17 protein-coding genes are annotated in these 25,309 nt (G+C 43.0%); 7 read left to right on the top strand and 10 right to left on the bottom strand.

Annotated features, from left to right (window positions below):
* The first annotated feature begins 36 nt into the window (after positions 1–36).
* Positions 37–765, top strand: a complete 729-nt coding sequence (locus H9X96_RS20860) for an NAD(P)-dependent oxidoreductase (RefSeq protein WP_187668147.1) — start codon at positions 37–39, stop codon at positions 763–765.
* 114 nt (positions 766–879) lie between these two features.
* Here H9X96_RS20860 and H9X96_RS20865 read toward each other — a convergent pair whose 3' ends face one another.
* From H9X96_RS20865 to H9X96_RS20875, 3 genes are read right to left on the bottom strand one after another with little or no spacing between them, the layout of a single operon-like run.
* The gene (locus H9X96_RS20865; RefSeq protein WP_187668148.1) at positions 880–3,504 is read right to left on the bottom strand and encodes a M14 family zinc carboxypeptidase; all 2,625 of its coding nucleotides are present in this window, start codon (positions 3,502–3,504) and stop codon (positions 880–882) included.
* Positions 3,505–3,520: 16 nt separating this feature from the next.
* Entirely contained in the window at positions 3,521–4,858 is a 1,338-nt protein-coding gene (locus tag H9X96_RS20870; protein WP_187668149.1) for a RagB/SusD family nutrient uptake outer membrane protein, read from the bottom strand.
* A 20-nt stretch (positions 4,859–4,878) separates the two neighbouring features.
* Positions 4,879–7,953: a TonB-dependent receptor gene (locus H9X96_RS20875; protein WP_187668150.1), complete on the bottom strand. Its 3,075-nt coding sequence runs from the start codon at positions 7,951–7,953 to the stop codon at positions 4,879–4,881.
* Positions 7,954–8,484: 531 nt separating this feature from the next.
* Here H9X96_RS20875 and H9X96_RS20880 point away from each other — a divergent pair.
* Together H9X96_RS20880 and H9X96_RS20885 are read left to right on the top strand one after the other, a co-directional pair.
* Positions 8,485–9,054, top strand: a complete 570-nt coding sequence (locus H9X96_RS20880) for a chemotaxis protein CheB (RefSeq protein ID WP_187668151.1) — start codon at positions 8,485–8,487, stop codon at positions 9,052–9,054.
* A 108-nt stretch (positions 9,055–9,162) separates the two neighbouring features.
* Positions 9,163–9,366, top strand: coding sequence for a hypothetical protein (locus H9X96_RS20885; RefSeq protein WP_187668152.1), 204 nt, complete (start codon positions 9,163–9,165; stop codon positions 9,364–9,366).
* A 41-nt stretch (positions 9,367–9,407) separates the two neighbouring features.
* On the opposite strand, the gene H9X96_RS20890 is transcribed toward H9X96_RS20885, so the two are convergent.
* The 7 genes from H9X96_RS20890 to H9X96_RS20920 all read right to left on the bottom strand — a co-directional run bounded on the left by H9X96_RS20890 (position 9,408) and on the right by H9X96_RS20920 (position 21,830).
* Positions 9,408–11,642 carry a carboxypeptidase regulatory-like domain-containing protein gene (locus H9X96_RS20890; RefSeq protein WP_187668153.1) on the bottom strand — a complete coding sequence of 745 codons (2,235 nt, stop codon included), beginning with the start codon at positions 11,640–11,642 and terminating at the stop codon, positions 9,408–9,410.
* A gap of 78 nt (positions 11,643–11,720) precedes the next feature.
* Positions 11,721–14,228: a zinc-dependent metalloprotease gene (locus tag H9X96_RS20895; RefSeq protein WP_187668154.1), complete on the bottom strand. Its 2,508-nt coding sequence runs from the start codon at positions 14,226–14,228 to the stop codon at positions 11,721–11,723.
* A 16-nt stretch (positions 14,229–14,244) separates the two neighbouring features.
* Positions 14,245–14,811: a hypothetical protein gene (locus H9X96_RS20900; protein ID WP_187668155.1), complete on the bottom strand. Its 567-nt coding sequence runs from the start codon at positions 14,809–14,811 to the stop codon at positions 14,245–14,247.
* Positions 14,812–14,835: 24 nt separating this feature from the next.
* Entirely contained in the window at positions 14,836–16,317 is a 1,482-nt protein-coding gene (locus H9X96_RS20905) for a RagB/SusD family nutrient uptake outer membrane protein (RefSeq protein WP_187668156.1), read from the bottom strand.
* Between the two features lie 24 nt (positions 16,318–16,341).
* On the bottom strand, positions 16,342–19,776 hold the full coding sequence (locus H9X96_RS20910; RefSeq protein WP_187668157.1) for a SusC/RagA family TonB-linked outer membrane protein: 3,435 nt from the start codon (positions 19,774–19,776) through the stop codon (positions 16,342–16,344).
* A 127-nt stretch (positions 19,777–19,903) separates the two neighbouring features.
* Positions 19,904–21,139, bottom strand: a complete 1,236-nt coding sequence (locus tag H9X96_RS20915; protein WP_187668158.1) for a FecR family protein — start codon at positions 21,137–21,139, stop codon at positions 19,904–19,906.
* 91 nt (positions 21,140–21,230) lie between these two features.
* Positions 21,231–21,830: an RNA polymerase sigma-70 factor gene (locus H9X96_RS20920; RefSeq protein ID WP_187668159.1), complete on the bottom strand. Its 600-nt coding sequence runs from the start codon at positions 21,828–21,830 to the stop codon at positions 21,231–21,233.
* Between the two features lie 159 nt (positions 21,831–21,989).
* Between H9X96_RS20920 and H9X96_RS20925 the strand changes: the two genes are divergently transcribed.
* Genes H9X96_RS20925 through H9X96_RS20940 form a run of 4 tightly spaced genes read left to right on the top strand, consistent with a single transcriptional unit; the run spans position 21,990 to position 25,309 of the window.
* Complete coding sequence (locus tag H9X96_RS20925; protein ID WP_187668160.1) at positions 21,990–23,015, top strand: ABC transporter substrate-binding protein; 1,026 nt, start codon at positions 21,990–21,992, stop codon at positions 23,013–23,015.
* Complete coding sequence (locus tag H9X96_RS20930) at positions 23,012–24,010, top strand: iron ABC transporter permease (RefSeq protein ID WP_255431192.1); 999 nt, start codon at positions 23,012–23,014, stop codon at positions 24,008–24,010. Before H9X96_RS20925 ends, H9X96_RS20930 begins: the two co-directional genes overlap by 4 nt.
* The gene (locus tag H9X96_RS20935; RefSeq protein ID WP_187668161.1) at positions 24,007–24,777 is read left to right on the top strand and encodes an ABC transporter ATP-binding protein; all 771 of its coding nucleotides are present in this window, start codon (positions 24,007–24,009) and stop codon (positions 24,775–24,777) included. Before H9X96_RS20930 ends, H9X96_RS20935 begins: the two co-directional genes overlap by 4 nt.
* A 1-nt stretch (position 24,778) precedes the next feature.
* Entirely contained in the window at positions 24,779–25,309 is a 531-nt protein-coding gene (locus tag H9X96_RS20940) for a GNAT family N-acetyltransferase (RefSeq protein WP_187668162.1), read from the top strand.

Genomic DNA, 25,309 nt, shown 5'->3' on the forward strand with positions numbered 1-25,309 from the left:
TTCATTAGTCTATAAATTCTAAATTTGACAGCTACCATGAGAATTTTAGTTACAGGAGCGTCCGGACGTCTAGGTTCAGTGACCGTCAATCATTTAAGAAGATTCAATCAGCATGTAGTGGGCATAGACTTAATCAAACATCCGGCTACAGATCAATTGATAGATATTCAAAATCCGCAGGAGCTGGAAGAAATTTTACAAGGCATGGATGCCATCGTGCATACCGCAGCCCTTCATGGGAGACATTACGACCTCAACTATTCGCGCGAGGCATTTATAGATGTAAATATCAAGGGAACGCTTCATCTACTAAACGCTGCTGTAAAGAATGGATTGAAAAAATTCATCTATATCAGCACTACTTCAATTTATGGAACGGCAATGACAGCTGAAGACCAAGCTGTTTGGGTTGATGAAACCTTAATTGAAGAACCTAGAGATATTTATGACATCACTAAACAATGCGCTGAACAATTGTGTAAAGACTTTTTTTATAAAGAAGGATTAGAAACCACTGTTTATCGGGTAGCAAGATTTTTACCAGAAACAGAGAACTTAACGATCAATCACCGGCTGTATCGGGGGCTAGATGAAAGAGATGGTGCAGAGGCAAAAGAAATTTATAAAAAAAATGGATGGGTATTTCCGGAAACGATAGACAGAGTTTACGTAACTGAGAAAGCCAAAGACATTTTAGGATACGTCCCTAAATATACATATGACTTTCTTTTAGGGGACTCTTTTTTAAGGTCTTTTTCGTCATGATATCCGTTTGTTCATCCCTACCTAACCTAAAAAGGTGCTGATCGAACGCCACAAACCCATTTTTTTCATAAATTTCTTTTATCCCGGTGTTATTTTCCCATACCTCCCGCTGAGTTATCTATATCCTCCGTTTAATAAATTACCAAAGAATATCGAGTTCAGGAACAGGCGTCCTGTACCTAACCAGTACCCCCTGTAAGTAGGATCATCGGCAAATAGAATCACCTCTCCTCTACCAATCCCTGTGGCGATAATCGCTGCAGAATTAGCTACTTTTTCAATGTTCGATTTAGAAGAGTAACCGTTCACGAAAGGCTTTGAAAGATACTGTGCAACAGTTGCATATTTATTTTCACTTGGCAGCAATAATGTAGCGCCATTTTTATTGATAAACAGCTTGCGCGAAGTTAGCCCAAAAGCTACCGGATGGGTAATATCAAGGTCGGCTACAAAGATCGCCCCATTGATTCTTTTCGAACCTTCTACATCTTCCTGATTCGCATAATCCAGTCTGTCTTTAGATTTAGGCGCTTCCACAGCTTTTGGAGCCGCAGCTGCCGGTGCTGCTGGTACCTCAGCTCTTCTGGAGAAATTATCAGTTTCGGAAAGCTTTTCCCTGACAATGCCCTGGTTTACTGCCCAGGCTGTTGCCGTTTGGAAGGTGATCAGTGTACCACCATCAGTCACCCAGTTTTTAATCTTGTCGATGATTGCCTTGTCCCAATCGCCATAATTACCGCCTGGCAATACCAGCACGTTATAACGATTCAATGGTGCTCTGGCAAAATTTTGCAGGTCCAGCTTGGTGACCGGCAAGTCTAACTGCTGGTTCAATAAAAACCAAACCTGACCTGCTTCAGAAGAAGAGACCCCCTGACCAAAAGCCAGCGCCACTTCAGGCTTACGCACAGATTTGATATTGCTGCTGCCTAAATCTATCCCTTCGGCACTAAAACCAGTTGCAGCCGAGTTCATCTCAATATTAGCAGAACGAGCCACATTTTTCAACACCGCATAAAGCGCATCCGGGGAAAGCGTTTGCCCTACTACCGGAATCACCAGAGATCCGGGCAGGTATACTTTTTTTCCTGAGCTAACCGTTGTTGCAAAAGATTTAAACGCCGTCTTCACCAGCACATTTTGTAACTGCAGCTGATACAATGCTTTTGTAAAGTTATAATCGGAAGAATTGATCAGGTAGGCATAAGCAGAACGATCTCCATTCAAGCTACCGGTTTCCGCAGCCACATTTTTCACTGCTGCACCTTTAGAAAAAGCACCATTGACTTTTGCATATTTCAGTCCGTAAGCCTGAATAATACTCCATCCGGTATTGTCATAAAAGATACTGTCTTTCAATGTATTCTCCTCAAAGATCGAGTGAACAATTAAGAAATTCGGTTGGGCTGAAGGAACAATATAGCTTTTTCCTTTCTCAAAGGTTTTACCCTCCTGACTGATTTTATCACCCAGTTCATACACCTCTACGTGGTGTTGTAATAGCAATCCCAGAAATTTCTGCGTCAGGTTCACATCATTTTGATCACCAAACACAAATGCTTTGGCAGGATGCTTTTGTCCTTGGTTCAATGCGTATTTGAAGAAGTCTTTCTGTACTTTAAAAAGCCCGGATTTCTCAGCTACAGCACCCCTGATGGTAGAGAAACTCGTGGCCAGGTGGTTGCGGATGGTGAAGGCAAAGGTCAATGGCCCGTTGGATGATTCCTGCAGAATCCCTCTGGAACTCGCCTGCTCAAAAGTGGCCGCTACCGAACCAAAAAACTTAGGGTAAGTAGAGCCATATATCGGCGATAAGTTATCATAATTCTCTTTGGTAAAATAAAGCGATCCAATATCGTCCAGCGCTTTTGCATGGTATTTTGCCAGGTTCACCTGAAATTCATACAAAAATTGTGGAATCACCGGGCTCTCATGGCGCTTCGGTGAAGGCTCAAAATAATACGTCGCATTCGTTCCCTGTTCATGAAAATCGATCTGCACATTCGGATACCATTTATGGAAGAAAGCCAGGCGGTTACGGCTTTCTACCTGCACCAGGTTCAGCCAGTCACGATTCAGGTCGGTAAAATAATGGTTGCTCCTTCCATTCGGCCATGCCTCCTGGTGCGCCTTGTCCAGCGGATCACCTACAGCTGGAAAAGAATGGTAAGAATTATGCCAGTTCGCCGCCCGGTCTCTGCCGTCCGGATTAAGCGCAGGATCAATAAAGACCACAGCTTCCCTCAGCCATTTCTGCGTCTCCGCATCATTACTGGCGGCCAGATAGTAAGCCGTAAGTAAGCTGGTTTCTGTGCTGGAGGTTTCATTGCCATGCACCCCATATCCCAGGTGGATAATCACCGGTGCATTATTGCTCAGCACAGGTTTCGAAGGATCTACCTGAGCCAGGTGTTCCTGCCTGATCTGCTCCAATTTCGCATAGTTTGCAGGAGCAGTGATGGTCACCACCACTTGCTCACGCTGCTCATAAGTCTTCCCAAGACTTTCGATGTGTACCCGTTCAGATAGCTTTTCCAGTTGACGTAAATAAGCCAGCACCTGGTCATAACGCGTGTAGTAAGTCCCAATGGGATAACCTAAAAACTGTTCAGGTGTCGGGATTTTGGCATCCAATCCGGTAGCCTTAGGAAAGAAGTAAGCATTTTGAGCCGATGAAGGCTGGATCCAGATCAAACTGAGCAGGACCAATATTTTAGTAGTATGGAAGAAAAATTTCATGTCTTTATGCTATCAATTAATACCCTGGGTTTTGTGTCACATCCGGATCTGACTGGATGTCTGAATAAGGAATCGGAAAAAGCCAGTAGTTTTTATTGGTGATACCAAGTACGGTTCCTGCACGCTCAGTTCTTACCAGATCAAACCATCGGTGTGCCTCAAAGGCAAACTCAATCCCATTCTCGTCTTCGATTGCTTGTATCAGGCCTGCTTGTGTAGTGGCTGTAGTTGCGGCCACATCTGCCCTTCCTCTTACTGCATTCAAATCTGCTGCTGCCTCAGGCAGTTTGTTCAGCTGTGCCCTCGCTTCCGCACGAATCAGGTAAAGCTCTGCAATGCGGATCAGGTAAGCAGGATCTGTACTGAGGCCAACGGTGTTGTAAAGCACACCGTAAACGGTAGCTCCAGTACCGGCAATTAGTGCTTTTCTCGCACCTCCAATGGCAGGATTGTTCAATTTCGCAATCAGCCCATCTGAAGGTTTCAGTGTAAACTGTCCGCCAGACGAACTCGGATACCAAAGGTTCCAGTAGCTATTTCTGTCATTTGACGAGAAAGCCAGTTCCAAAACAGACTCTGCTGTTTGGAAAGGTGCGGTGAAAAAAGATTTATAAGGTTTAACCAGCGTATATTTCGTGTTGCTGATCACCTGAGTCGCATACGTTTCTGCATCTGCCCATTGTTTTCTATACAGGTGCAATCTGGCGCGCAAAGCTCTTGCCGCACTTTTCTGTGCACGATTTCTGGTAGTCGCATCCTCTGGCAGGAGCTGCTCCGCCTGTATCAGATCCGCCAGTACCTGATCATAAGTCTGGTCGAGTGTACTGCGTTTAATGCCTTTCAGCACAGTCAGGTCGGTAGTAGGTTTCAGCTGAAGCTGCACCCCTCCCCATCCTCTGCCTAGATCAAAGTAAGAAAGGGCCCGGATGAAATAGGCTTCTCCTAAGATTTTGTTTTTCTCAGTATCCGTCAGCAAAGGATCATTCACCAATGGTATATAAGCGATCACACTGTTGGCAGAATTGATCGTTCTATAGAGACTCTGATAAGCCGAAACTGTGATCACGTTATCCGTAGGTATCGCATTCTGATCCAGCTGCAAGTATTCACTTAGCGTTCCGTTGAAGATGACATGATCTGCGGTGATCGTTCCCAATGTTGGATAAGAAGAGGAGTAATAGTTCTGCACCCGGTCGTAAGTACCAACAATTGCTGCTCTGGCTGTACTGACATCCGTGATGGAGCTGCTGCTGGGGAGTGCATAATCCGGCACTTCCTCCAGGAATTTTTTGCAGGAACCGGAGAGCAAGACAAAGGCCACAAGCACTGTATTTCTAAGATATGATGTGTTCATTTTTTTCTATTTTAAGGTCATTAAAAGGTTACGTTTGCGCCAATCTGAATGGTCCTTGGCTGAGGCACAGTGGCCCAGTCATAGCCCACCGTATTCTGGTTGCTGGACTGTGAGCTGACTTCAGGATCAAGACCTCCGTATTTGGTGAAGGTCAGCAGGTTGGTTCCCTGAACATAAACTCTAAGTTTACTGATACCCACTCTGGTCAGGATATCCTTAGGAAGCGTATAACCCAGGGTCACTGTTTTCAGTCTGATGAAAGATCCATCTTCCAGGTATCGGGAAGAAAGACTGGCTACATTTCCACCATAATTGTTTGCCGCAGCACCATTTTCAGTTGGGTTTCCGCTATAGGTCGTCAGTCGGGGAATATCGGTGATGTCGCCCGGTTTCTGCCACCTGTCCAACTGCCTTGGCAGGAAACCAATGTTAGCCTGCGTTCCGCCATGCACCATAAAGAAATCATTCATGTTCATGATTTTGTTGCCCTGCTGAAAGTAAAAGAAGAAACTGAAATCGAATCCTTTATAGCTCAGGTTATTCGTTAATCCACCTGTATATTTCGGCAATGCATTGCCCACAATCTGGCGGTCTGCCGAGGTAATTTTTCCATCACCATTCAGGTCTTCATAGACCGCATTTCCGGTTTGCTGATCTACATACAGTTGTTTATACAACTGGAAGGAATTCACTGAATAGCCTTCTCTTAAGATGGAAATATTTCTTCCTGAAGCACCCAGACTGATGTCCGAGGCCAGTTTCTCAATCTTATTGTTGTTGAAAGAGATGTTGAAATTTGTGGTCCATTGAAAAGCATTCGTCTGGATATTAGTAGAATTAATTCCCAATTCAAATCCTTTGTTTCTAACCGCTCCATAGTTCTGCAAATAAGAGGAGAATCCCGAACGATAAGGTACCGGAACGTTCAGCAGCAGGTCGTAGGTATATTTATTGTAATAATCAGCCACAATTTCCAGGCGTTTGTTCAGAATCGTAAATTCTGTTCCTACATTAAACTGTCTGGTCGTTTCCCAGGTCAGGTTAGGATTGATCAGCTGTGTAGGCGCAATCCCTGGCAGTTCAAGATAATTCGCCCCTGATGACCATAATCCCTGTGCGGCATAAGCACCTATCCCATTCTGATTACCTGAAAGCCCTAGACTGGCCCTTAGTTTCAGCTCATTAAAAACATTCAGTTCTTTGATAAAGTCTTCCTGACTCAATCGCCAGGCTACCCCTCCTGAAGGAAAATATCCCCAGCGCTTATTTGCTCCGAATTTGGAAGAAGCATCGGCGCGGATACTTCCGTCAATGGTATACTTTCCATCATAGGTATAACTGGCCTTACTAAAGAAAGAAAGCAGGTTGGCTGCTGAACGTGATGCCGAACCAGAGCGTGTAGCCGCTACTGATATCGATTTAAGACTATTTGCGGCAAAGCCTGATCCTGAAGCAGAGGTAGATTGGTTTAATATGGTATTGATGGTATTACCGATTAAGGCATTGATGTTATGCTTCTTGTCTGCGCCTAAATTCCTCACAAAACTCAATACCTGCTCATTGGTCAGCACCTGTATCTTCGTCTCACTGGAGGAAGCCGAACCGCTGCTGGCGATACCGGCACTGATGAGGGTGTTGGAATAACTATTGTCGTACTCGCTGGTGTTGTCAACGCTCCAGCTGCTACGCAATTTTAAACCCGGGAGGAAGACGTATTCAGCAAAGATATTCCCAACTGATCGCCATCCTACGGCCTTACTATCCAGGTTGTTAATGAGTGCCAAATGGTTATCAAAACTTCCATAACGGGCATAAGTACCATCAGCATTGAAAATTGGCAGATAAGACCTTGGGAAAAGTGCAGAATTAATCACTCCTGTCGGATTGTTATCACTGCCGCTCAATTTTCTAGCAGAACGTGTAAAATTGATACTGGTCCCTACTTTCAGTTTATCACTCAAATAGTTATCATAGTTAAACCTACCAGAATAACGGGTGTAATTAGAGGGTTTCACAATAGATTCCTGGTTGAGGTAACCTAAGCCAATATAATAGGTGCTTTTATCCGTTCCTCCCAAAGTAGAAAGCTCATAATTTGTAGTTCTTGCGGTACGAAACAGCCCGCTAATCCGATCGTAAGTAGGCATATTTGAAGGATCAGGAAAAGGGAGGATGATCGATGAAGGGTCCAGGCCATTATCAGCCGCAGTATTCAGCCTGGATTCATTGGTCAATAAGGCCACTTCCGGCCCCGTAGCTACTTTAAATTTATTCACAGCAGTAGACCATCCCTGGAAAGTACTCAGGTTAATGGCTGCTTTGGTATTTCTCTTTCCTCGTTTGGTGGTGACGATCACCACTCCATTTGCACCCAGAGATCCATAAATTGCCGTTGCATTGGCATCTTTCAGGATCTGGATGTCCTCGATATCAGCAGGATTTAAATCAGCCATCGGATTAGAGGCGGCCTGATTTCCCAATCCAGCATTAATCGGGTCATTGTTGTTTACGAATACACCGTCGATGATATACAATGGCTCCACGGAAGCATTGATGGAGTTATTTCCACGTACGCGGAAAGTAATCCCACCTCCTGGAACACCAGAATTGGTGGTCACCTGTACACCGGCAGTTTTTCCCTGCAGCAGCTGATTGAAACCACCTGAGGGTTGGTGCTGTACCACCGATCCGCTCACACTGCTAATCGCCCCAGCAATGTATTTACGTTCTTGAGTACTATAACCGGTCACCACCAATTCGTTCAATTGATTCAGTGTTTCCTCCAGCTTGATCGTCACCGGGCTGCCATTAACTGTCAATACTTTTTGGTCGTAGCCGATAAAACTGACTACCAATATATAGGGAAAACTCTGGCCGGTTACGAAGCTGAATTTACCGTCGGAATCAGTGGATACACTGTGCGTTGTTCCTCTGATTTTGACTACTGCGCCTGGCAACGGCTGATTGGTTCCAGCATCCAGTACAATACCGTTGAGATGAGATTTGATCGTCGGGTTTACCTGTTGTGCGCTGGCCATGGCAGTCCAGAAAACACACAAAACGAGGTAGAACCCTTTTCTGTAAAGATTTTTCATTGTTGTTGTTTAAGAAATTTTAGACAAAGGATTTCCATTAGCCCCCCATTGGTGGCTTCAGAAAATATGAATTGATGATGGTACTAAATCCGCAAAGGATTTTAAAGAATGTTAATAGCCCATGCTATTACAAAAAAGACAGCAACATACAGGAGGAAGCGATGCGCCGTAAAGGTGTCTGAAATGATCAGAATGAAGGTGCGTTTTTTGTAAAAAAATGCCTGCTGGTAAAAAGTGTTTCATGCTTGAATTTAATAAAGTCTACTAATTTAATAGGATAAATCTAAAGCTATATTTTTACTTCTCCAAATAAACTACCAAATTAATAGACTTTATTTTACCTAGCGCTCCTGGTCCATGTGACTTTCTTAAAAGCCTTCGATAATACAGCCGTACCCCTCATCCTTGACAGGTTTATTCGGGTCGCGCTCGGGAGAGATAGACTGTTATTAAATATTTAATGAATACTCAGATCATAAAGAGATAAACCAGATTAATTGAGCATATTAGCTGAAAACCACTAATCGCCCCATGGACAACAAATATCTTATCGCTTTAGGTGCATCCGCTGGCGGACTTGCTGCTTTAGCTGAATTTTTCGACCATACACTTCCTGATGCCGTTTCTTATGTGATTACTACGCATTTGTATCCCCATCAAAAAAGTATGCTGACCGAAATCATACAAAGACAAAGCAGGCTTGAGGTTTGTGAAGTAGAAGACGACATGCAAATACAGCCCAACATCATCTATGTGATGCCCGAAAACAAAGTCATGTCTATCAATAATGGTAGTCTGATTTTAACTAAACGCGACCTTTCACTAAAGGTAAACATGGCCATTGATATATTTTTCAATTCATTGGCAACAGATACCATATTTAAGAAAATTGCGGTGATTTTATCAGGAATGGGTGAAGATGGCACGAAAGGGGTAAAAATGATCGCCGAAGCAGGCGGCTATGTGATTGCCCAGATCCCTGAATCGGCCGCTGAAGACAGCATGCCCATTAGTGTTATTATTTCCGGATGTGCGGATGAAATCCTATCCCCTAAACAAATGCCCCAAGCCATTATTGACTACGTGAAGCGATCATCTTAAATATAGATTAACAAATTAATTTATAGCCAACTCCCCGGATATTTAGAATTACAACCGAGGGATCCATACTGCGGGTGTTATAAAAGTTGTCCTCCCCCCATAAAGTGGATGCAATCGACCATTCAAGAAGTACAAGTCCTTAAGATCAGCAATCCGATAAAATTTAACGCGATAAAAAGAAACCATAGCGGTCAGCGTACTTATTATTCAAGACATGGAGAAATTAATCAGGAATCGATATCAATGACTGACTTCACCCCGTTTCTGGAGAATTATGAATACAGCAGTGATGCATTCCCCGGAAAACCTTAAATTTTTGCTGGACTTTTTTGCTGGAGCGGCCATTGGAAAGACTAATGGTTAAAATCATCCCCATCTATATTCATTAAAAAGCTCAACAACACACTCCGTCCGGCTGGAGGCAAAATTGCGGTCCTCCGGCTCCCATCATAGGCATACCGATATCCATACACATTCTTAAATCCGAATACATTATTCAGGTTAAGGTTAAATGCAGAAAAACCTTTAAGCCAGGTCGGAAGATGGTTAATACCAATACTAAAGTTGTGGTTATACTGTGTTCTATCGCTCATAAAAACCGGGTTTAAAGGATTATAATAACTCCTGCCACTGCTAAAAGTATAGGTTCCCGAAAACTGCCAGCGTGCATTTGAGGTACTTCTCATGGCCACAAGATTAAACGTATGCTTAGGTGCAAAAGAAGGCCTGGCAGAAGCCTCAAAATCAATATAATCTCTTTTAGTATCCAGGTAGGAATAAGACACATAATACTCTATAAAATCCAGACTCTGCTTGTCCTTCCAAAAGACATCCACACCTTTCGCATAACCGCTTCCGTTGTTGTTAAACTCCTCTATTTTTATTGGCGGGCCATAAGCCTGGAAACCAGAAAACACAGGCGTTTTAATCTTCACGAGCTGCTGATAATCTTTCTGATAAACGGACAGCCTAAATATCCTAGAAAATAGCTTAAACTCATACTCCAACGCATATTGAATAGACTTTTCGTAGTCTAGAGCAGCAGTCTGTGCCAGGAAACTATCGTCTGGTTTCTGGTAATACCAGCCATAGGAAGCCACCACTTTATGAGCAGGATCAGGCTGATAATATAATGCGGTACGAGGTGCCAGATTCAGTTGACGCAGGTAATCGGATGACTCCAGTCTCAAGCCTGATTTTAAGTTGAGTTGATCTGTAAAATAGAGTTCTGATTCTCCAAAACCCGCAACGAGTACATCGCTGTATTTCCTCGACATTTCAGCATAGCCCTCCCTCCTGGAATTCTCAAATAATTCAGCGCCAAAATTAATCAGCGAACTTCCCCTAAACTTCCTGCTAAGGGAAAATTTTTGATGCCAAACTTCATCGTTCTGAAAATAATCAGCTGTGCTTAGCTGGCTGGACCCCTGGCTGGTTAACGATCCTGATGCTTCTGTACTGACCTTTCCTGACTCCAGCGTTTTGTTATAAGATGCTCCGGCAAACAACTTCCAGTCCGAGCTTACAAAATCCTGGTAATTTACGTTGACGTACAAATTTTTATTCCTGTTGTAAAGCAGGTCTTTCCTCGGATAGTTTAGGTTATCCATATAGAACGACAGCTGTGTATCGCTGTAATCGGTAAACACTTTGAATATACCATTTTCCGAAGTTTTGTGTTTATAATGCAGTGACAATTGCTTTTGCTCAGGATCCTTTTTCCATTGCGTATTTTGCGGTATGATTTTATGGTAGGGAGAAAAGTTGTAATAATTCCCACCCAGCATTAAAGAACTGTTTTTAAAACGATGGGTATGCGCGGCACCAAGCCCTAGGTCGATCAGAGAGAATTCTGTAGAAGATTTAACTGCTACTCCTCTGGTGTCCATCGTTAAAACAGAAGACATCGCTTGTCCGGCAGCTGCACTATAACCATTGGTACTGAAAGTCGTTTTATCAAACAGGAAAGCCGAAAATCTACTCCTATTGGCCAAGTCCGGCAGCCGACTCCCAAATGCATTTTTCACCAGCATGCCATCAAATAACACGATCGTTTCTGCAGCTGTACCACCACGCACAAAGAAACCAGTCTCATTTCCTGCAGGAGCTGCCCCGGGATAGGTTTGCAGTGCAGCAGTCACATCTGCCGCAGCACCGGCAGTCAGCACCATCGCAATTGGGCCAAGCGTATAATCCCGGTTAACCTCGGTCAGGTTCCGCTTGTTCAAAATCTGAATTCCCTCCAGGTGATGTTTAGTCTCCTGAAGTGTAAAATTGGCTTTTAGACTGTCTCCTTTAATCAAAACTTCCAGGCTGTCGGCCAGATAACCAACCGCAGAAACCCGCAGCAGGTAATGACCAGAAACATTAACCTTCAGCTGAAATATACCGCTTACATCAGTAGAGGTACCCAAACCCGGAACTTGAGCTGGCTTTGGACTCGCCGCCAAATTCAGCAGCCGCACACTCACCCCCGGCATTGGCAAGCCCTCCGGCGACTGGACTTTTCCCGACAATACCGCTTGTCCGAAACTAAAAAAAACAGACCATACCAAGCCTGCAAGCAGCAACATCTTCTTGTAAAACATGAGAAAGGAAAAAGAAATGGAAAGAAAAAAAGCAGCCTCCGGTTAACTCCCGGAGACTGCACTTATAGAATTTATGACTTAGCTTTTTGCATTCAGCACTTTAGAGATTCTGTTCTCCAAATCTGATAAATGGGATTTATTCAAGCGGTCATGAGTTTTAGGAATCGCCTGTTTAATATTGGATTGCAGTCCTTTTAATTCTGTTTTCACCAGCGAATAAACATCTGTTTCTGTAGTCCCAGATGTTTTAGAAACCACCAGATCAAGTAAAGCACCTACATAACTTTTCTGTAAATTTCTACGATAGCTATCCATTTTTACGGATGGAGATTTTAGCTCTTTCCAAATGCTGTTGTGTACGCCGTTTAAGTGTTCCGTTACCGTATAAGTTCCCTTTCCAAAACGGATGTTATTGGCCAGAATCTGGTGTAATACAGTCATGTCCAACAGTGTATTCAGCGTTTTAATCTGCATATCTTCCACGAAGTTTGCTCCGGTAGGATTCTGCTTCGGATCGAATGTAGGATCCATATCACTGTCCTGAATATTCGCATTCATGATCCAGGTAGGTGTAGTAAACAGCTCTTTATCAAAAAAACGAATGGCTTCTATCTGCAATTTTCTTGGTGTAGCCGTATAAACCGGCAGGCTTTCATCTTCAGTCCTATAGGTTCTATAAATGCCGCCCACATTGTTCAATACATGGTTCAGGTAACGGTAATACTGCTCTAATACAGCAGTATGTGTTCTGGCCATATTGCCATATAAACCACCTTTTTCATAAGTCCATGTTTTTAAGTTGGGTAAGATACGTTTCAGGTTTTTAATCCCGAAGCTGCTTGCTTTCATGGAATTATCACCCAAATCTTCTGTTTGTACGCGTGGATCTCCACGTTTAGTCTCTCCATCGCCAAACCATAACCTTGGGTTTTTACCCACACGGTCTACGATCCATTGCTTTACAATTTTCTGATCTTCTTCCGCAGTTGCAGCATGACTGCTTTTATAGCCCCATTCGATTGCCCATTGATCATAATCCCCGATTCTAGGGAACAAATACTGCTGAGGAATATGATCTTCCGGCTGAGCCACATAATTAAAACGAGCATAGTCCATAATACTGGCCGTATGCCCATTCTTTTTCAGGTAGTTCAGGTTTCTTAAACTATCTACTGGTGTTTTACTGCTGGAACCAAAATTATGGCGTAAACCTAAAGTATGGCCTACCTCATGACTAGATACAAAACGGATCAGTTGTCCCATCAGTTTCTCATCAAACTTTCCTTTTCTCGCTTCCGGATCTGTTGCACCCGCCTGAATCAAATACCATCTGTTTAACAAGTCCATTACGTTATGATACCATCCGATATGTGTTTGAATGATCTCTCCACTCCTTGGATCGGCAATATGCGGCCCGTAAGCATTGGCGACTTCCGATGGGAAGTAATTGATCATAGAATACCTAATGTCGTCCATGTGCATGGTCGTATCATTTTCCGGCCATGGCTTTCCGATGATCGCATTTTTAAAACCTGCTTTTTCAAAAGCCACCTGCCAGTCAGAAACACCATTAATCAACGGCTGCACCCATTGTTTTGGCGTGGCCGGATCAATATAAATGACGATTTGCTTTTTCGGCTCTACCAGCTCACCTTTCTTCCATTTTTCTATATCCGCATCTTTAGGTTCCAGTCTCCAGCGGGAAATGAACTTTTTAACTTCTGCACGCTGCTGGTTATCGCCAAATTCATTGTAATCATAGCCGAAGTAACCTACCCTTTTATCAAAAAACCTTCTTTGCATAGGTACTTTAGGGAGCAATACAAAAGAGGTATTGGTCTCCAGACTCACAGGTGAAGATAGCGAATTATTAGGCTGAGGCTTAGACATCATCGTTTTGCTGATGGCAATTTCCACATTGATCGGATAAGCGCGAATAGACTCAATCGTCACATTCTTCAGAAAAGAGGAGGTCAGACTTTTGTCCAGACTCACACCAGGATCAATGCTGTTGATAAAATTGGCATCCATCAAAAACTTGGACACATCAATAATACAGCTGCTCGAATCCTTGGAATAAGCAACAATTGGAAAACTGGCTACTAATGGATTTAAATTAGAGCGCAAAACGGCCTTATTGATCGCACTATTTGGGTCAGCTTCATTGATCAGGAGGCTATAGCGAATGCGGATGGAGGAATCTGCTCCTTTTTCAAATTGAATGGTTTTTTCGTCCAGCTGCTCACCAGCATACATTCCATACCCCCCTGGTGCTTTAGACAAGCGGTTGATCACCATCACATCTCTCTTCAGCAGGCTATCTGCAATTTCAAAATAAACGGTATCTCTGTAACGGTGTACTCCAAACAAACCCTTCTGCGTTTTGAAGTTTTTGTTAATGATCGACTCGTAAGGTTTGATTTTCTTATTGGGATCGATTTTCGGCTTGGCGGCTACTTTTTTTGTGGTATCAGCAGCTGCATTTTTGGCTTGTTTTGAACGTCCGCTCCTTTGACCAAGGGTCGCCAGAGAACTGCTCAGGAAAAAGCCAAGCAATAGGTATTTACTGTATTTATTAATTTTCATGGTTTGGTATCAAATTTTAGTCGGTGGTGAATTGATGAGTCGTTTTTATGCTGGTTACACCTGGCAGATTACCCATCAGCTGTGTAAAGCCTTTTGCTCTTATGGCAGATTTTGCATCTGATAGAATGACTACAGGAATAGAGAAGGAATGGTCCTTTTTCAGCTGATAATCGGCTCTATGTCCCTGCTGCTGGCGATCAGTCCGCAAGTCGATCATCACTCCTTTGCTGTTCATTTTTGCCCATTCAGACATATAAATCGAAGCAAAGGGTTTAAACATGTTGATCAGGGTAAAGGCAGCCGCATCGGCTTCCGCATCAGCGAGTGGAATACAAATGTATTGACTGCTATTGGCCGGATCTCCGAGTGTGATGAGCTCCGTTTCAAAAGTCATCCCGCAGGAAGTATAAGATTTCCTACCGGCAAACTCTTCTTCCAGGTTGAACCCTGAATTGCTAAAGCGGGGCATTTTTTTTCGTTCTACAGGCACATCTCCAGCGCCTTCACAGGAAGACAGCAGGCAAATGCTCAGTGCGAGCAGGGCATAGTTCTTCCAGCCCTTGTTAAATAAATAAGGTTTCATGTTTTTATATGTTATTTGATTTTGTTAGTAGCCTGGGTTTTGTGTAAGGTTAGAATTCGCAAGAATTTCGTTTGGAGGAATAGGAAACAATAGGCCATCAGCCGTAACCCCTTGTTTTTCGGGCATAGCAGATAAGACCAGAATGGCTTTCCCTGTTCTTTTAAGGTCAAAGAAACGATGGCCCCATTCTGCAAACAATTCTATTTTCCGCTCCTGGGCTACGGCAGCTAACATACTTTCCTGAGTTGAAGCCACTGTATTCCCCAACCCAGCTCTGTTCCGGATCAGATTGACATCTGCTGCCGCCAGATCAATTTTACTGAGCATCACCCTGGCCTCTGCCCTGATCAGGTGCATTTCAGCTAACCTGATCAGCACAAAATTGGTCCTATCGGACTCAGATCTTGGATATTTATTTGCGAAATACGTTTTCTTGCCAAAATAAGGAGCTGCATCTGGACTTGCGTTATAATCTAACCAGGCACTTTTTCTTTTGTCATTAAGCTCGAAAGCATTTGCCAATTGTTCCAATACGATTAGTCTTGGCGTCAAGGCAGGCAAAAAAGACTCATAATTATCTAGATCTAAAAAAAGTGCCTGATCGGCCACCGGTAAAAGTGACAAAGGAAAAAGCGGTAACAAATGCTTCATTTCAGCAGTAGTCCCCACATCTATACTTGGATTTATGCTGAACTGGAGCACCGTTTCCTGGCTATTCGGTTCAAATGTATTTTTCAAAGATTCCAATTTGTAGGCCGGATTATCAATCACCTGGTCTGCATAATTTTCAGCATTATCCCAATCCTGAATGTACAAATAGGCTCGGGCAAGTAAGGCTTGTGCAGCCACTTTGTTGGCCCTGGTTTTACCCATTACAGCTGCTTCTGGAGCAGAAAAAAGCGAGATCGATTCCTTTAAATCTGCAATAATCTGTTCGTACACTTCCGACCGATTGGCTCTTTTTAGCCTGATCGTCTTTCGGTAATCGCTGCTCAATGGCAAAGGAATATCTCCAAAGAAATTGGTCAGGTAGAAAAAGCTAAAGGCCCTAAAAAACCTGGCAGAAGCTTTAAGCTCAATCCGCTTCGTTCTGGTCAGCGAAGCAGCTGTTGAAGCGGCTTCGCCATCCAGGATGGCATTGGCCGTATATATTGTTTTGTAAGTCGACATCCATAATATATGCTGCGTAACCGAGTTGTTCACCAGTATTTTATTGCTGTTGATTTCCTGCTCTTCTGCAAATTGCACCCCATTACTGAGACCCAATTCATCTGCAGCCAGTCCTCCATATATAGTGGCTCCTCCATTTAACATCTCCAGTACTCCATCGGTTGAAACTATTTGGCTATACATACCTGCCAAAGTTTGGTCGGCCTGCTCATCAGAAGAAAAAATCTTAGCACTGGTTACTGTATCTATGGGTTCATCTATATCCACTAGTTTCTTACAGCCTGTCAATAAAAGCGCAATACTAATGACTGCGCAGCTCAAATATCTATAGGTCATTTTTATAATCATCTCGCATTATATTTAAAAAGTACAGTTTAAACCGATGGTAATTGTTCGTGTTAATGGCTGTCCACCAAATTGTCTGACCTCAGGATCCAGGCCCTTATAATGAGTAAGGACAAAAATATTATCTCCGGTTACATTCACAGACAGATTGCTGATTCCTATCGAACGCAGCTTGTTCACAGGCAGAACATAACCTAACTGAATACTTTGCAATCGAATAAAAGACGCATCTACATAAGCGGCATCAGACGTCGCATAATTATTATTGCTGGTTTTGTTCAGCGTGGTCAATTTAGGAAAGAGGGCCTGATCACCTGGGTTCTTCCAGGTATTTTCATACTCATACAGACTCCTGTTTTTATTACCCGATGGTCCGATCCTTTCTATGCCCCTTTGTTTAAAATAAGTGAATCCGGCCGTTAAGGAAACATTTTTATACCTAAAACTTTGAGACATCCCTCCAAAAAAATCCGGGGAAGTATTGATGGCTACTAAACGATCATCTGTTCCAGTACCACTTGGAATATTAGCCACATATAAAATCTTCCCGTCGCCATTCACATCCTGAAAAGTATTTTCTCCCGTTTGAGGATCTACCCCCGTAAAATGAAAGACATAGGTATTATTCAGGGATTGCCCGATTTTATAGGCCGAATAATAAGGAGATTCCTCAAACTGAGGATAGCCAACCAATAGGTTTTTATTTATCGAAAAATTAAAACCTGCTTGCCAGGAGAAGTTTTTAGTATCCAGTATTCTTGCAGAAAAACTCAGCTCAATTCCACTGTTCTCCACTTCTGCAGGTGAGTTTAAAACCACACTGGTAAAACCAGTATAGCCAGGTGTTGGGAAAGACAAGAGCTGATTATTAGAATAATCACGGTATAGGGAAATGTCCAGATTCATCATATCCTTAAAAAAGGCCAGCCCTAAAGCAACTTCCGACTTTTTATTTTGCTGCCAATGAAAATCATCATTTGGCTGAATCTGAGGAACAACTGGATTAGCCCCTTCGTAAGGCAACAGTTTTGAGCCAGAACCATTAGATCCCCACTGTGTTAAATACTGGTAATCTCCAATTCCATCACTTCCTGTTACCCCATAACTTCCCCTGAACTTAAGCAAACTGATAAATTGAGGAAGGTTATTTTTTACCCAGGGTTCTTCAGATGCAATCCATGCCGCGCCAATAGAACCAAAGTTTCCGAAACGATTGGCCGGCCCAAAACGGCTGCTGCCATCACGTCTTCCATTTAGATTGAGGATATATTTATCTTCCCAATTGTAGTTTAATCTTGCAAATACTCCGAGATATTTATGAAACAATGCGCTTTCTGTATTGTCGAAAGTGGTCGCGGAATTGATACTTTGCAATTGTTCATCAGAAGCAAATCCTCTGGCCGACACTCGCATTAATTTTGTGGAGGTAGATTGATAGGTAGCACCAAGCAATGCATTTAATTTCCCTTTTCCAATAAAATTATTGTACTCCATCTGAGGTTCTATCAGGAAATTTTTAATGTTGGTATTTGCGGAAGAAATACTGGACTGTGCATTTGGATTCGCTGCCAGGTTATAAGAAGAAAGTGGGATCGTGAAACGTTGATCTGACAACATGGAATTGTAACCTAAATTCACCTTTACAGAAAGGTTCTTCAATAAGGAGTACCCTAAATTTAAACTCGAGGTCAAACTGGTTCCACTACCCTTACTTCCAGACTGCGACTGGCTAAATTCAAACATATTATCTTGCCATTCACTAAAATTCAACTTTCCTTTTTCATCATAGGCTTCCGGTCCATTTGGTGGTAATATGGCTATATTACCTAAACTGCTTGCATTGTTCAGAAAACTGGCAAAGGAATTGGAGAAATTCATGCTGAATCGATTATCCAGACTTTTATGTGATAGGTTCGAAGAAGCAGAAACTCTTTGGTTTGCCCCAGCCATCACCGCAACGTCCTTTACTCGGTTCACAGCAGAGGAAATTCTGAAACTTGTTTGTCGATCACCGCCAGACAAGCCCACCTGGAAATCAGTGTACTGACCTGAGTAGCCATAAAGGTAATCCTGCCAATCCGTGTACCTGTTTGGATCGTATCTGAACAGTTCAGGTGCATTAATCGTTGTAGGTGTTAAGCCATCATTTGCAAATGCCTGTCTCCTCATGTCTAAATACTGTGCTGTATTTAATAAATCCCATCTTTGAACTACTCGTTTCAAGCCTTGCTTCCCGCTCACACTGAAATCTGTTTTTCCTGGCTTTCCCTTTTTTGTGGTGATCAGGATCACCCCATTTCCACCACGACTCCCATAGATTGCCGTAGCATCGGCGTCTTTTAAGACTTCTATAGATTCTATATCTGCTGGATTTATACTATAAAGTGGACTAATCCCACCAGCGTTAGACAAACTACCCTGATCCATTCCCGGAGAAATATAACTTTGGGTTTCTCTGCCAGAACCATTATTATTGCTTCCAAGAACCGTTAAAGGCACACCATCAACAATATACAATGGCGCGCCACTGAAATTAGAATTGATCGAGCTCCTTCCACGTAATTCCACTTTTGGTACACTCATGTCATTGCCATTAGAGCGCGTAATCTCCAATCCAGGAACCAAACCCTGAAGGGCAAGTAATGGATTCACCGCCAACTGCTTGCTGATATCCGAGGCAGTCACCCGCACGATATTACCTGTGGTTAAGCGCTGTGTGGTTCTTCCATAAGCCTGTACCACTACTGCATCCAAAACATTGGTGGTCTCTTCCAGCGTAATCATAAACTCAGTTTGTTTTCCAACCGGAACATCCTGAGTCACGTATCCAATATAACTGCAGACCAAAGTGTCTGATGGGCGGGTGTCACTAATGGTAAAACGTCCATAGGTATCCGCATACACTGCTTTTTTAGTTCGTTTGACCATAATTGTTGCACCAGCCAGACTGATGTTATTTTTCTTTGTCCAGACTGTCCCACGGATCACATTTACCTGGAACTGGTGGCTAATGAGCTCCAGCACCTCTTCCACATAGGTTTTTTCTTTGATAAGGATGGTATTTTCTTCAATGCGGTAAGTAAAACCAGTGCCGGTTAAACACTGCTTTAAAGCATCAACCACAGTTCCATTCTTCACATTGAGCACCACAGTTGTCGGTTTTTTAATCACCTTGGAATCATATAAGACATCGTAGCCGCTTTGTTCACGAATTAGTTTTAAAGCTTTTTCTAAGCTGATATTGGTTTGGTTGATGTTAATTTTCTGAGCAAAACCACTGGCGCTAACTTGCAGCATAGCAGTAAATGCAATTAAAAATATAAGTTGAATACGCATAATGATCTTTCGCCTTAAGGATGGACTGAGTTGGTTAGGCTTCAAATCCGGGCATATACTCAACTTCTGCCCACAGGATTTTATCCTGTAGGAGAAATCACTACTAAATTTCATACATTTGAGTTGTTGGGTTATTGGTTTAGTTGTTTGTTCGCATAAATAAGTATTCAAGGATAATCCAATACATTTCAGGAGTGTTAGCGCACTCCTGAATCTTTAGATCGCCCTGAAGAAAGTAGAGTTACTTCATCACGGTTATCCTCCTTCCATCGATTTTAATTTTTACACCTGCAATTGGTTCAATGATTTTTATCACTGCGGAAATATTTTTTGAACGGGATACCCAGCCACCCAGTTGGATGGTTTTTGGATCAATGTCTTCGAAAACGACCTCCACATCATACCAGCGCTCCACTTTTTTCATGACACTGGCCAGGTCTTCATCCTTAAAAATAAAGTCTCCATTTTTCCAGGCCATGACGGTTTCCAGATCTGCTGCTTTCATTTTTAAGCGGTCGTTATGTAGGTTCAATACCGATTGCTGGCCAGGTTTCAGTAAAAGGGACTGTGATTTACTGGTTGTTTTCACCAGGCCTTCCAATAATGTGATCACCTGCTGGTCTTCATCCGAATAGGCATTTACATTAAAATGTGTGCCCAGTACTTCTACCGATTGCTGCGGAGTATGCACCACAAAAGGCTGGTTTTCCCGGTGCGCTACTTCAAAGTAAGCCTCTCCATTCAAAGTCACTTCTCTCTTTTTCCCGTTAAAGGCGTTTGAATATTTCAGCGAAGAAGCTGCGTTCAGCCAAACTTCAGTCCCATCTGGAAGCTGTACCTCATACTGCCCTCCCTTTGGCGTTTCGATGGTGTTGATGGATTGCGCATCGCCATTACCCGTTCCTTTGATCCGATAAATCAGTTGTCCGTCTTTTGTTTTCGTCAGCTCAACTCCATTCTCCAATGTCAGACCTCCGTTTTTCAAGGTGTCCAACAGGATCACTTTTCCATTGCTCAATACCAGGCGTGCTTTATTGGAACCCGGACCAATCAGATTGGCCGCAAATTCCTGTTCTTTTTTATAAGTATAATTCTCGTAAGCAAAGAAGCCTGTCCCCAGACAAATTGCAACCGAAGCGGCAATCGCGATCCATGCCCAGCGCTTCCTGCCAGAGCGTATTTTTAAAGTTGTTGCTGGTACTAACGTGGTTGGAGTTAATATGGATGAAGCTAATATTTCTGATGTTAATGCTTCTGATTTTGTGTTCAGAACTGCATTTAAAATCTGATTTTCCTGCGCTGCAGATAGCGGACTTTGACTCGGTATAAAGTTTTCGTAATACTGATCAACCAGCACCTTTAGCTGCCCATCAAAATCACCGGAATGGATCAGCTGCATTAGTTCTTCCACTTCAGCCTTGCTGCCTTGTCTTTTGAAATACTGCTCAAATAAATAGGAAAATCTCTGTTCTTGCATAAATTCATTAAATGCGGCTTTAAATTCAGCCTCATTTATACTAAAGAGTTAAAATCTGAGAAAAGGGGGTAATGGAAATGAAAGATTTTTTTTAACTGCTGAAATAAGCAGTGGTCAGCACCAAAATGATGCTCATGTCCATGCGACCATTCACATCTTTCCGAATAAACTGGACGGCCAGCTGGATGTGTTTTTTGACGGTTTCCGGAGATAGCTGAAGTGCTTTCGCAATTTCCTCATGCTTTAACCTGTCGTAACGGCTCATCTTATACACTTTTTGCTGCTGCTCCGGCAATTTATCAACGGCCATTTCAATCAGCCTGCGATAATCATCCGCTGGGTTATCCAATTCGTCAAGGGCCAGTTCATGGCGCACATCCTTTTCAAATACCGCATGAGAAACACTTTTAGCCGCCTTCTTTTTGAGCACTAAAAAGGTTTCATTTCTGCATAAAATGTACAGGTAGCCACTAAAATTTTGAATATCCGGGAGCATCTCCCGCTTCAGCCAGATCTTGATGAAGGAATCCTGAATGATCTCTTCTGTGACTTCAACGGAATCCGTAAGCTTAAATACAAATTCGGCAAGGGGTTTTGAATACCAATGGAATAATTCCGCAAACGATCGTTCGTCACCATGCGCTATTTTTTTTAGCACATGCGCTTCATTGTCCAGTGGTGTTACTGCCATTGTTGATTTTCCCCTTTTTGTTGAATTATTATAAACCAATATTATAAATAATTTGGGATAAATCAGCTATTTTTTAAATCACAAGCCAAAATTTGGATTCTAAGCCCGCTCTAATACTCAACTTATCCTCCTCACATCCGATCATTATATAATTGTAATATGCAAAAGACACCTTACCATTGTATATTCTCCCTGCTGATATTGGCTTTATTTTTCAGCTCCTGTCGGCCTAAACCAGTCGACAAAAATCAGACATTTTATCCCATAATCGCCGTTGACGCAATGGGTGATACCATCCGCCTTAGCAAACCTGCGCAAAGGGTAATTTCCCTGGTACCTGCTGCCCTTGATGCACTTTACATGCTGCAGGCAGATAGCGCCATCGTTGGGATTCCGAATCGCATTTATACGGATCCGAATGTATTTCCTTATTTCTCAAAACTTGACCCTCGGATCAAAGCAAAGCTGTTCGCCACGCCTACGTTAACAGAAAGCGGAATGAGTATGGAAACCATCATCAAATTAAATCCGGATCTGGTGATCATCCAGTCCAACCAAACTGATGCGATTCAAATGCTGAAAGAACTGGGCATTCCGGCATTTGGAATCACTTCTCAAAACTTCGGACAACTCAACCAGGAAGTTCTTAGCCTAGGTATCCTACTTGGAAAAGCAGCAAGAGCAAAGGACTTGATCGCTTTTACGGAAAGCAAAATCCAGGTCCTTAAACAGAAAAACAAAGGCATCAGCAATAAGAAAACCATTTACTACTCCTGGTCTGGCGGACGAATTTATTCGACTACCGGCAGAAAAGGATTGATCAACGATTGCTTTGAAATGGCCGGATTGGAGAATGCCTGTCCTTACGAAATTGATGCACCAAACATCAGTCCGGAAACCCTCATCGGCTGGAATCCAGACATCATGCTACTTTGGAATACGGAAGAAAGTGTGTTATATCAGCAAAAAGAATTGTCTTCTTTAACCGCTTTAAAACAGAAAAAGGTATTCAATCTTAGTCCGCCATTCCTATACGACCCGCATACGCTTAAAATTGTCCTGGCTTCCATTGCCATTCACCATTATAGTTATCCAGGCGCTGCAGCAAACACGCTTAGCGCAGCACAGCAGGAAATTCTTTCCGCATTATATGGTACCGAAAAGGCTAAAATAATCCTTGAATGATGATGCGTCGTATATTGATCAATACCATTATTTATGGCCTGCCGATCCCTGTGCTGATCATTTCCTTACTGATTGGCACCTCAGACAACATCGGGATTACCGCTTTCTGGGACTGGATCAGGAGCCTGATAGATCCCAGTCATGCCAGTCCTTTAGTCGTTGAAAATGTCATTTTTAACATCCGCCTACCCAGGGCATTGATGACTTTCCTAGTGGGTGCAGCACTTGCTACTGCCGGGGGAGTGTTACAAGCTGTTTTTAGAAATCCATTGGTGGATCCCTTTATTTTGGGCATTTCCTCTGGTGCAGCTTTTGGCGCTTCCTTAGCCATCCTGATTCCTTTATTATCGATCCATATCTCCGCCTTTATTTTCGGAGCCGCAGCGGTGTCACTGACCTATATTTTTGGTTACACTAAAAACTCTTCTTCGATCACGATTATCCTGGCAGGGATGATTGTATCCGGTATGTTTTCCGCCAGTCTGGCCTTAGTGCAATACCTGAGCGATCCCTTCAAATTACAGGCGATCATTCAATGGACAATGGGCAGTTTACACCTGAGTTCCTGGCATAAAGTGCAGCAAGCAGTTTTACCCATCAGCCTTGGGCTGCTCGGTTTATATTTAATCCGCTGGAAGCTGAATCTTTTATCTCTTGGAGATGATGAAGCCAGAGCAGTAGGTGTAAATCCAACCTATATCAAAGTCATTGCGGTTTTACTGACCACTATGGTGACTGCCGTTGCGGTAGCCAGCGCCGGTATCATTAGCCTTTATGGTTTATTTGTGCCGCACATTGTGCGCATGCTGGTGGGTGCAAGCAACACCAAAACCACACCTGCAAACATCTTTTTTGGCGGTACTTTTCTCCTGATCATCGACAATTTCTGCAGAACGGTATTCCCTTACGAAATCCCGATCGGCATCTTCACGATGATCATCGGCGCACCCTTTTTTATCTTCCTCATTAAGAAACGAAAAATCAATTGGTCATGAGTGTAGCTGCGATAAAAATAGAAAACCTGTCTTACGCTATAAAAGGCAGACAAATACTGGACGACATCTCCCTTTCTTTAGCTGCAAACCAGTTTAGCGTGATCCTGGGCAGAAATGGCTGTGGAAAATCAACTTTATTCAACCTGATTACGGGTAAGTATCCTAAACCTGCTGGAATCATCAATCTGATGGGTGCTGAAAGATCCGGTATCCCTCAAAAAAAATTGGCGAAAACCATTGGCTTTCTTCCCCAGTTTCATCAAAGTGTTTTCCCATTTTCGGTATATGATGTGGTGCTTACCGGAAGAGCTGCTTTTTACAGATTTGGCCCTTCCCGGGAAGACCATAAAATTGTGGAGCAAACCCTGCTCAATATGGGAATCTCCGCGCTTAAAGACAAAGCCTACACCGACTTGTCTGGAGGGGAACGCCAATTGGTATTGATCAGTCGCGTGATGGCACAGGGCCCGCAAATCCTGGTCCTGGATGAACCGACCAATCATTTAGACCTTCATTTCCAGACCTTAGTTTTAAAGAAATTAAAAGCTTATTCCCGCAGCGGTCACACAGTGATCTGCATCATGCACGACCCAAATATGGCCAATATTTATGCGGATCATATTTACTTCATCACGGGAAAGAAAGCTTACCACAGCCAGTTACTGGAGGCAGAAAACCTTTCGGCAAACATCTATGAAGAGCTGTACGATACGCCATTGATGAAGGTTCAGGTAAAAGACAAAACAATCATTATTCCACAATTCTAATATGGCTGATTCTCTAATTACTGATTACACCGCTACTTACATTTCTACTCCAAAAGGAGCACAAATAGAAAGCGCCAGAAGTTTTTCTGCCCGCTCCAGAAAGGAGTTATTCCCCATGCTTTGTCATGAGCATCTGCCTAAAGATCTACAAGCTTTTGAGGAGACTTACAACAATGGAAATCCAGGGGTATTTTTAATGGCGGGCACTAAAGCCGGTCAAATAATAGGCTGTATTGCAGCCATTCCTTATGACCATAGATTTGGACAATTGCAGCTGGCTTCAAATGCGCTGACTTATGAAGTTTGCCGTTTGTACGTACTCCCCTCTTTCCGTCATCAAAACATTGGTCGGAGCTTGTTTGCAGCGCTCCATATCCAACTCCAAAATAAAAGTGTAAAACAGCTGTATTTACACACGCATCCCTTTCTGGATGGCGCGCAATCATTCTGGGAAAAGATGGGTTTCCAGCTCTTAATTCAAGATCCGGACAAACCATTCTACACCATTCACATGCAACAACTCACACCATAA

The organism is Pedobacter sp. N36a (assembly GCF_014472395.1).
Classification (GTDB): Bacteria; Bacteroidota; Bacteroidia; order Sphingobacteriales; family Sphingobacteriaceae; genus Pedobacter.

Bases quoted from the DNA above. Each gene is read 5' to 3' on its own strand.
- H9X96_RS20860 (WP_187668147.1), top strand. From the start codon at position 37: ATGAGAATTTTAGTTACAGGAGCGTCCGGACGTCTAGGTTCAGTGACC.
- H9X96_RS20865 (WP_187668148.1), bottom strand. From the start codon at position 3,504: ATGAAATTTTTCTTCCATACTACTAAAATATTGGTCCTGCTCAGTTTG.
- H9X96_RS20870 (WP_187668149.1), bottom strand. From the start codon at position 4,858: ATGAACACATCATATCTTAGAAATACAGTGCTTGTGGCCTTTGTCTTG.
- H9X96_RS20875 (WP_187668150.1), bottom strand. From the start codon at position 7,953: ATGAAAAATCTTTACAGAAAAGGGTTCTACCTCGTTTTGTGTGTTTTC.
- H9X96_RS20880 (WP_187668151.1), top strand. From the start codon at position 8,485: ATGGACAACAAATATCTTATCGCTTTAGGTGCATCCGCTGGCGGACTT.
- H9X96_RS20885 (WP_187668152.1), top strand. From the start codon at position 9,163: ATGCAATCGACCATTCAAGAAGTACAAGTCCTTAAGATCAGCAATCCG.
- H9X96_RS20890 (WP_187668153.1), bottom strand. From the start codon at position 11,642: ATGTTTTACAAGAAGATGTTGCTGCTTGCAGGCTTGGTATGGTCTGTT.
- H9X96_RS20895 (WP_187668154.1), bottom strand. From the start codon at position 14,228: ATGAAAATTAATAAATACAGTAAATACCTATTGCTTGGCTTTTTCCTG.
- H9X96_RS20900 (WP_187668155.1), bottom strand. From the start codon at position 14,811: ATGAAACCTTATTTATTTAACAAGGGCTGGAAGAACTATGCCCTGCTC.
- H9X96_RS20905 (WP_187668156.1), bottom strand. From the start codon at position 16,317: ATGACCTATAGATATTTGAGCTGCGCAGTCATTAGTATTGCGCTTTTA.
- H9X96_RS20910 (WP_187668157.1), bottom strand. From the start codon at position 19,776: ATGAAATTTAGTAGTGATTTCTCCTACAGGATAAAATCCTGTGGGCAG.
- H9X96_RS20915 (WP_187668158.1), bottom strand. From the start codon at position 21,139: ATGCAAGAACAGAGATTTTCCTATTTATTTGAGCAGTATTTCAAAAGA.
- H9X96_RS20920 (WP_187668159.1), bottom strand. From the start codon at position 21,830: ATGGCAGTAACACCACTGGACAATGAAGCGCATGTGCTAAAAAAAATA.
- H9X96_RS20925 (WP_187668160.1), top strand. From the start codon at position 21,990: ATGCAAAAGACACCTTACCATTGTATATTCTCCCTGCTGATATTGGCT.
- H9X96_RS20930 (WP_255431192.1), top strand. From the start codon at position 23,012: ATGATGATGCGTCGTATATTGATCAATACCATTATTTATGGCCTGCCG.
- H9X96_RS20935 (WP_187668161.1), top strand. From the start codon at position 24,007: ATGAGTGTAGCTGCGATAAAAATAGAAAACCTGTCTTACGCTATAAAA.
- H9X96_RS20940 (WP_187668162.1), top strand. From the start codon at position 24,779: ATGGCTGATTCTCTAATTACTGATTACACCGCTACTTACATTTCTACT.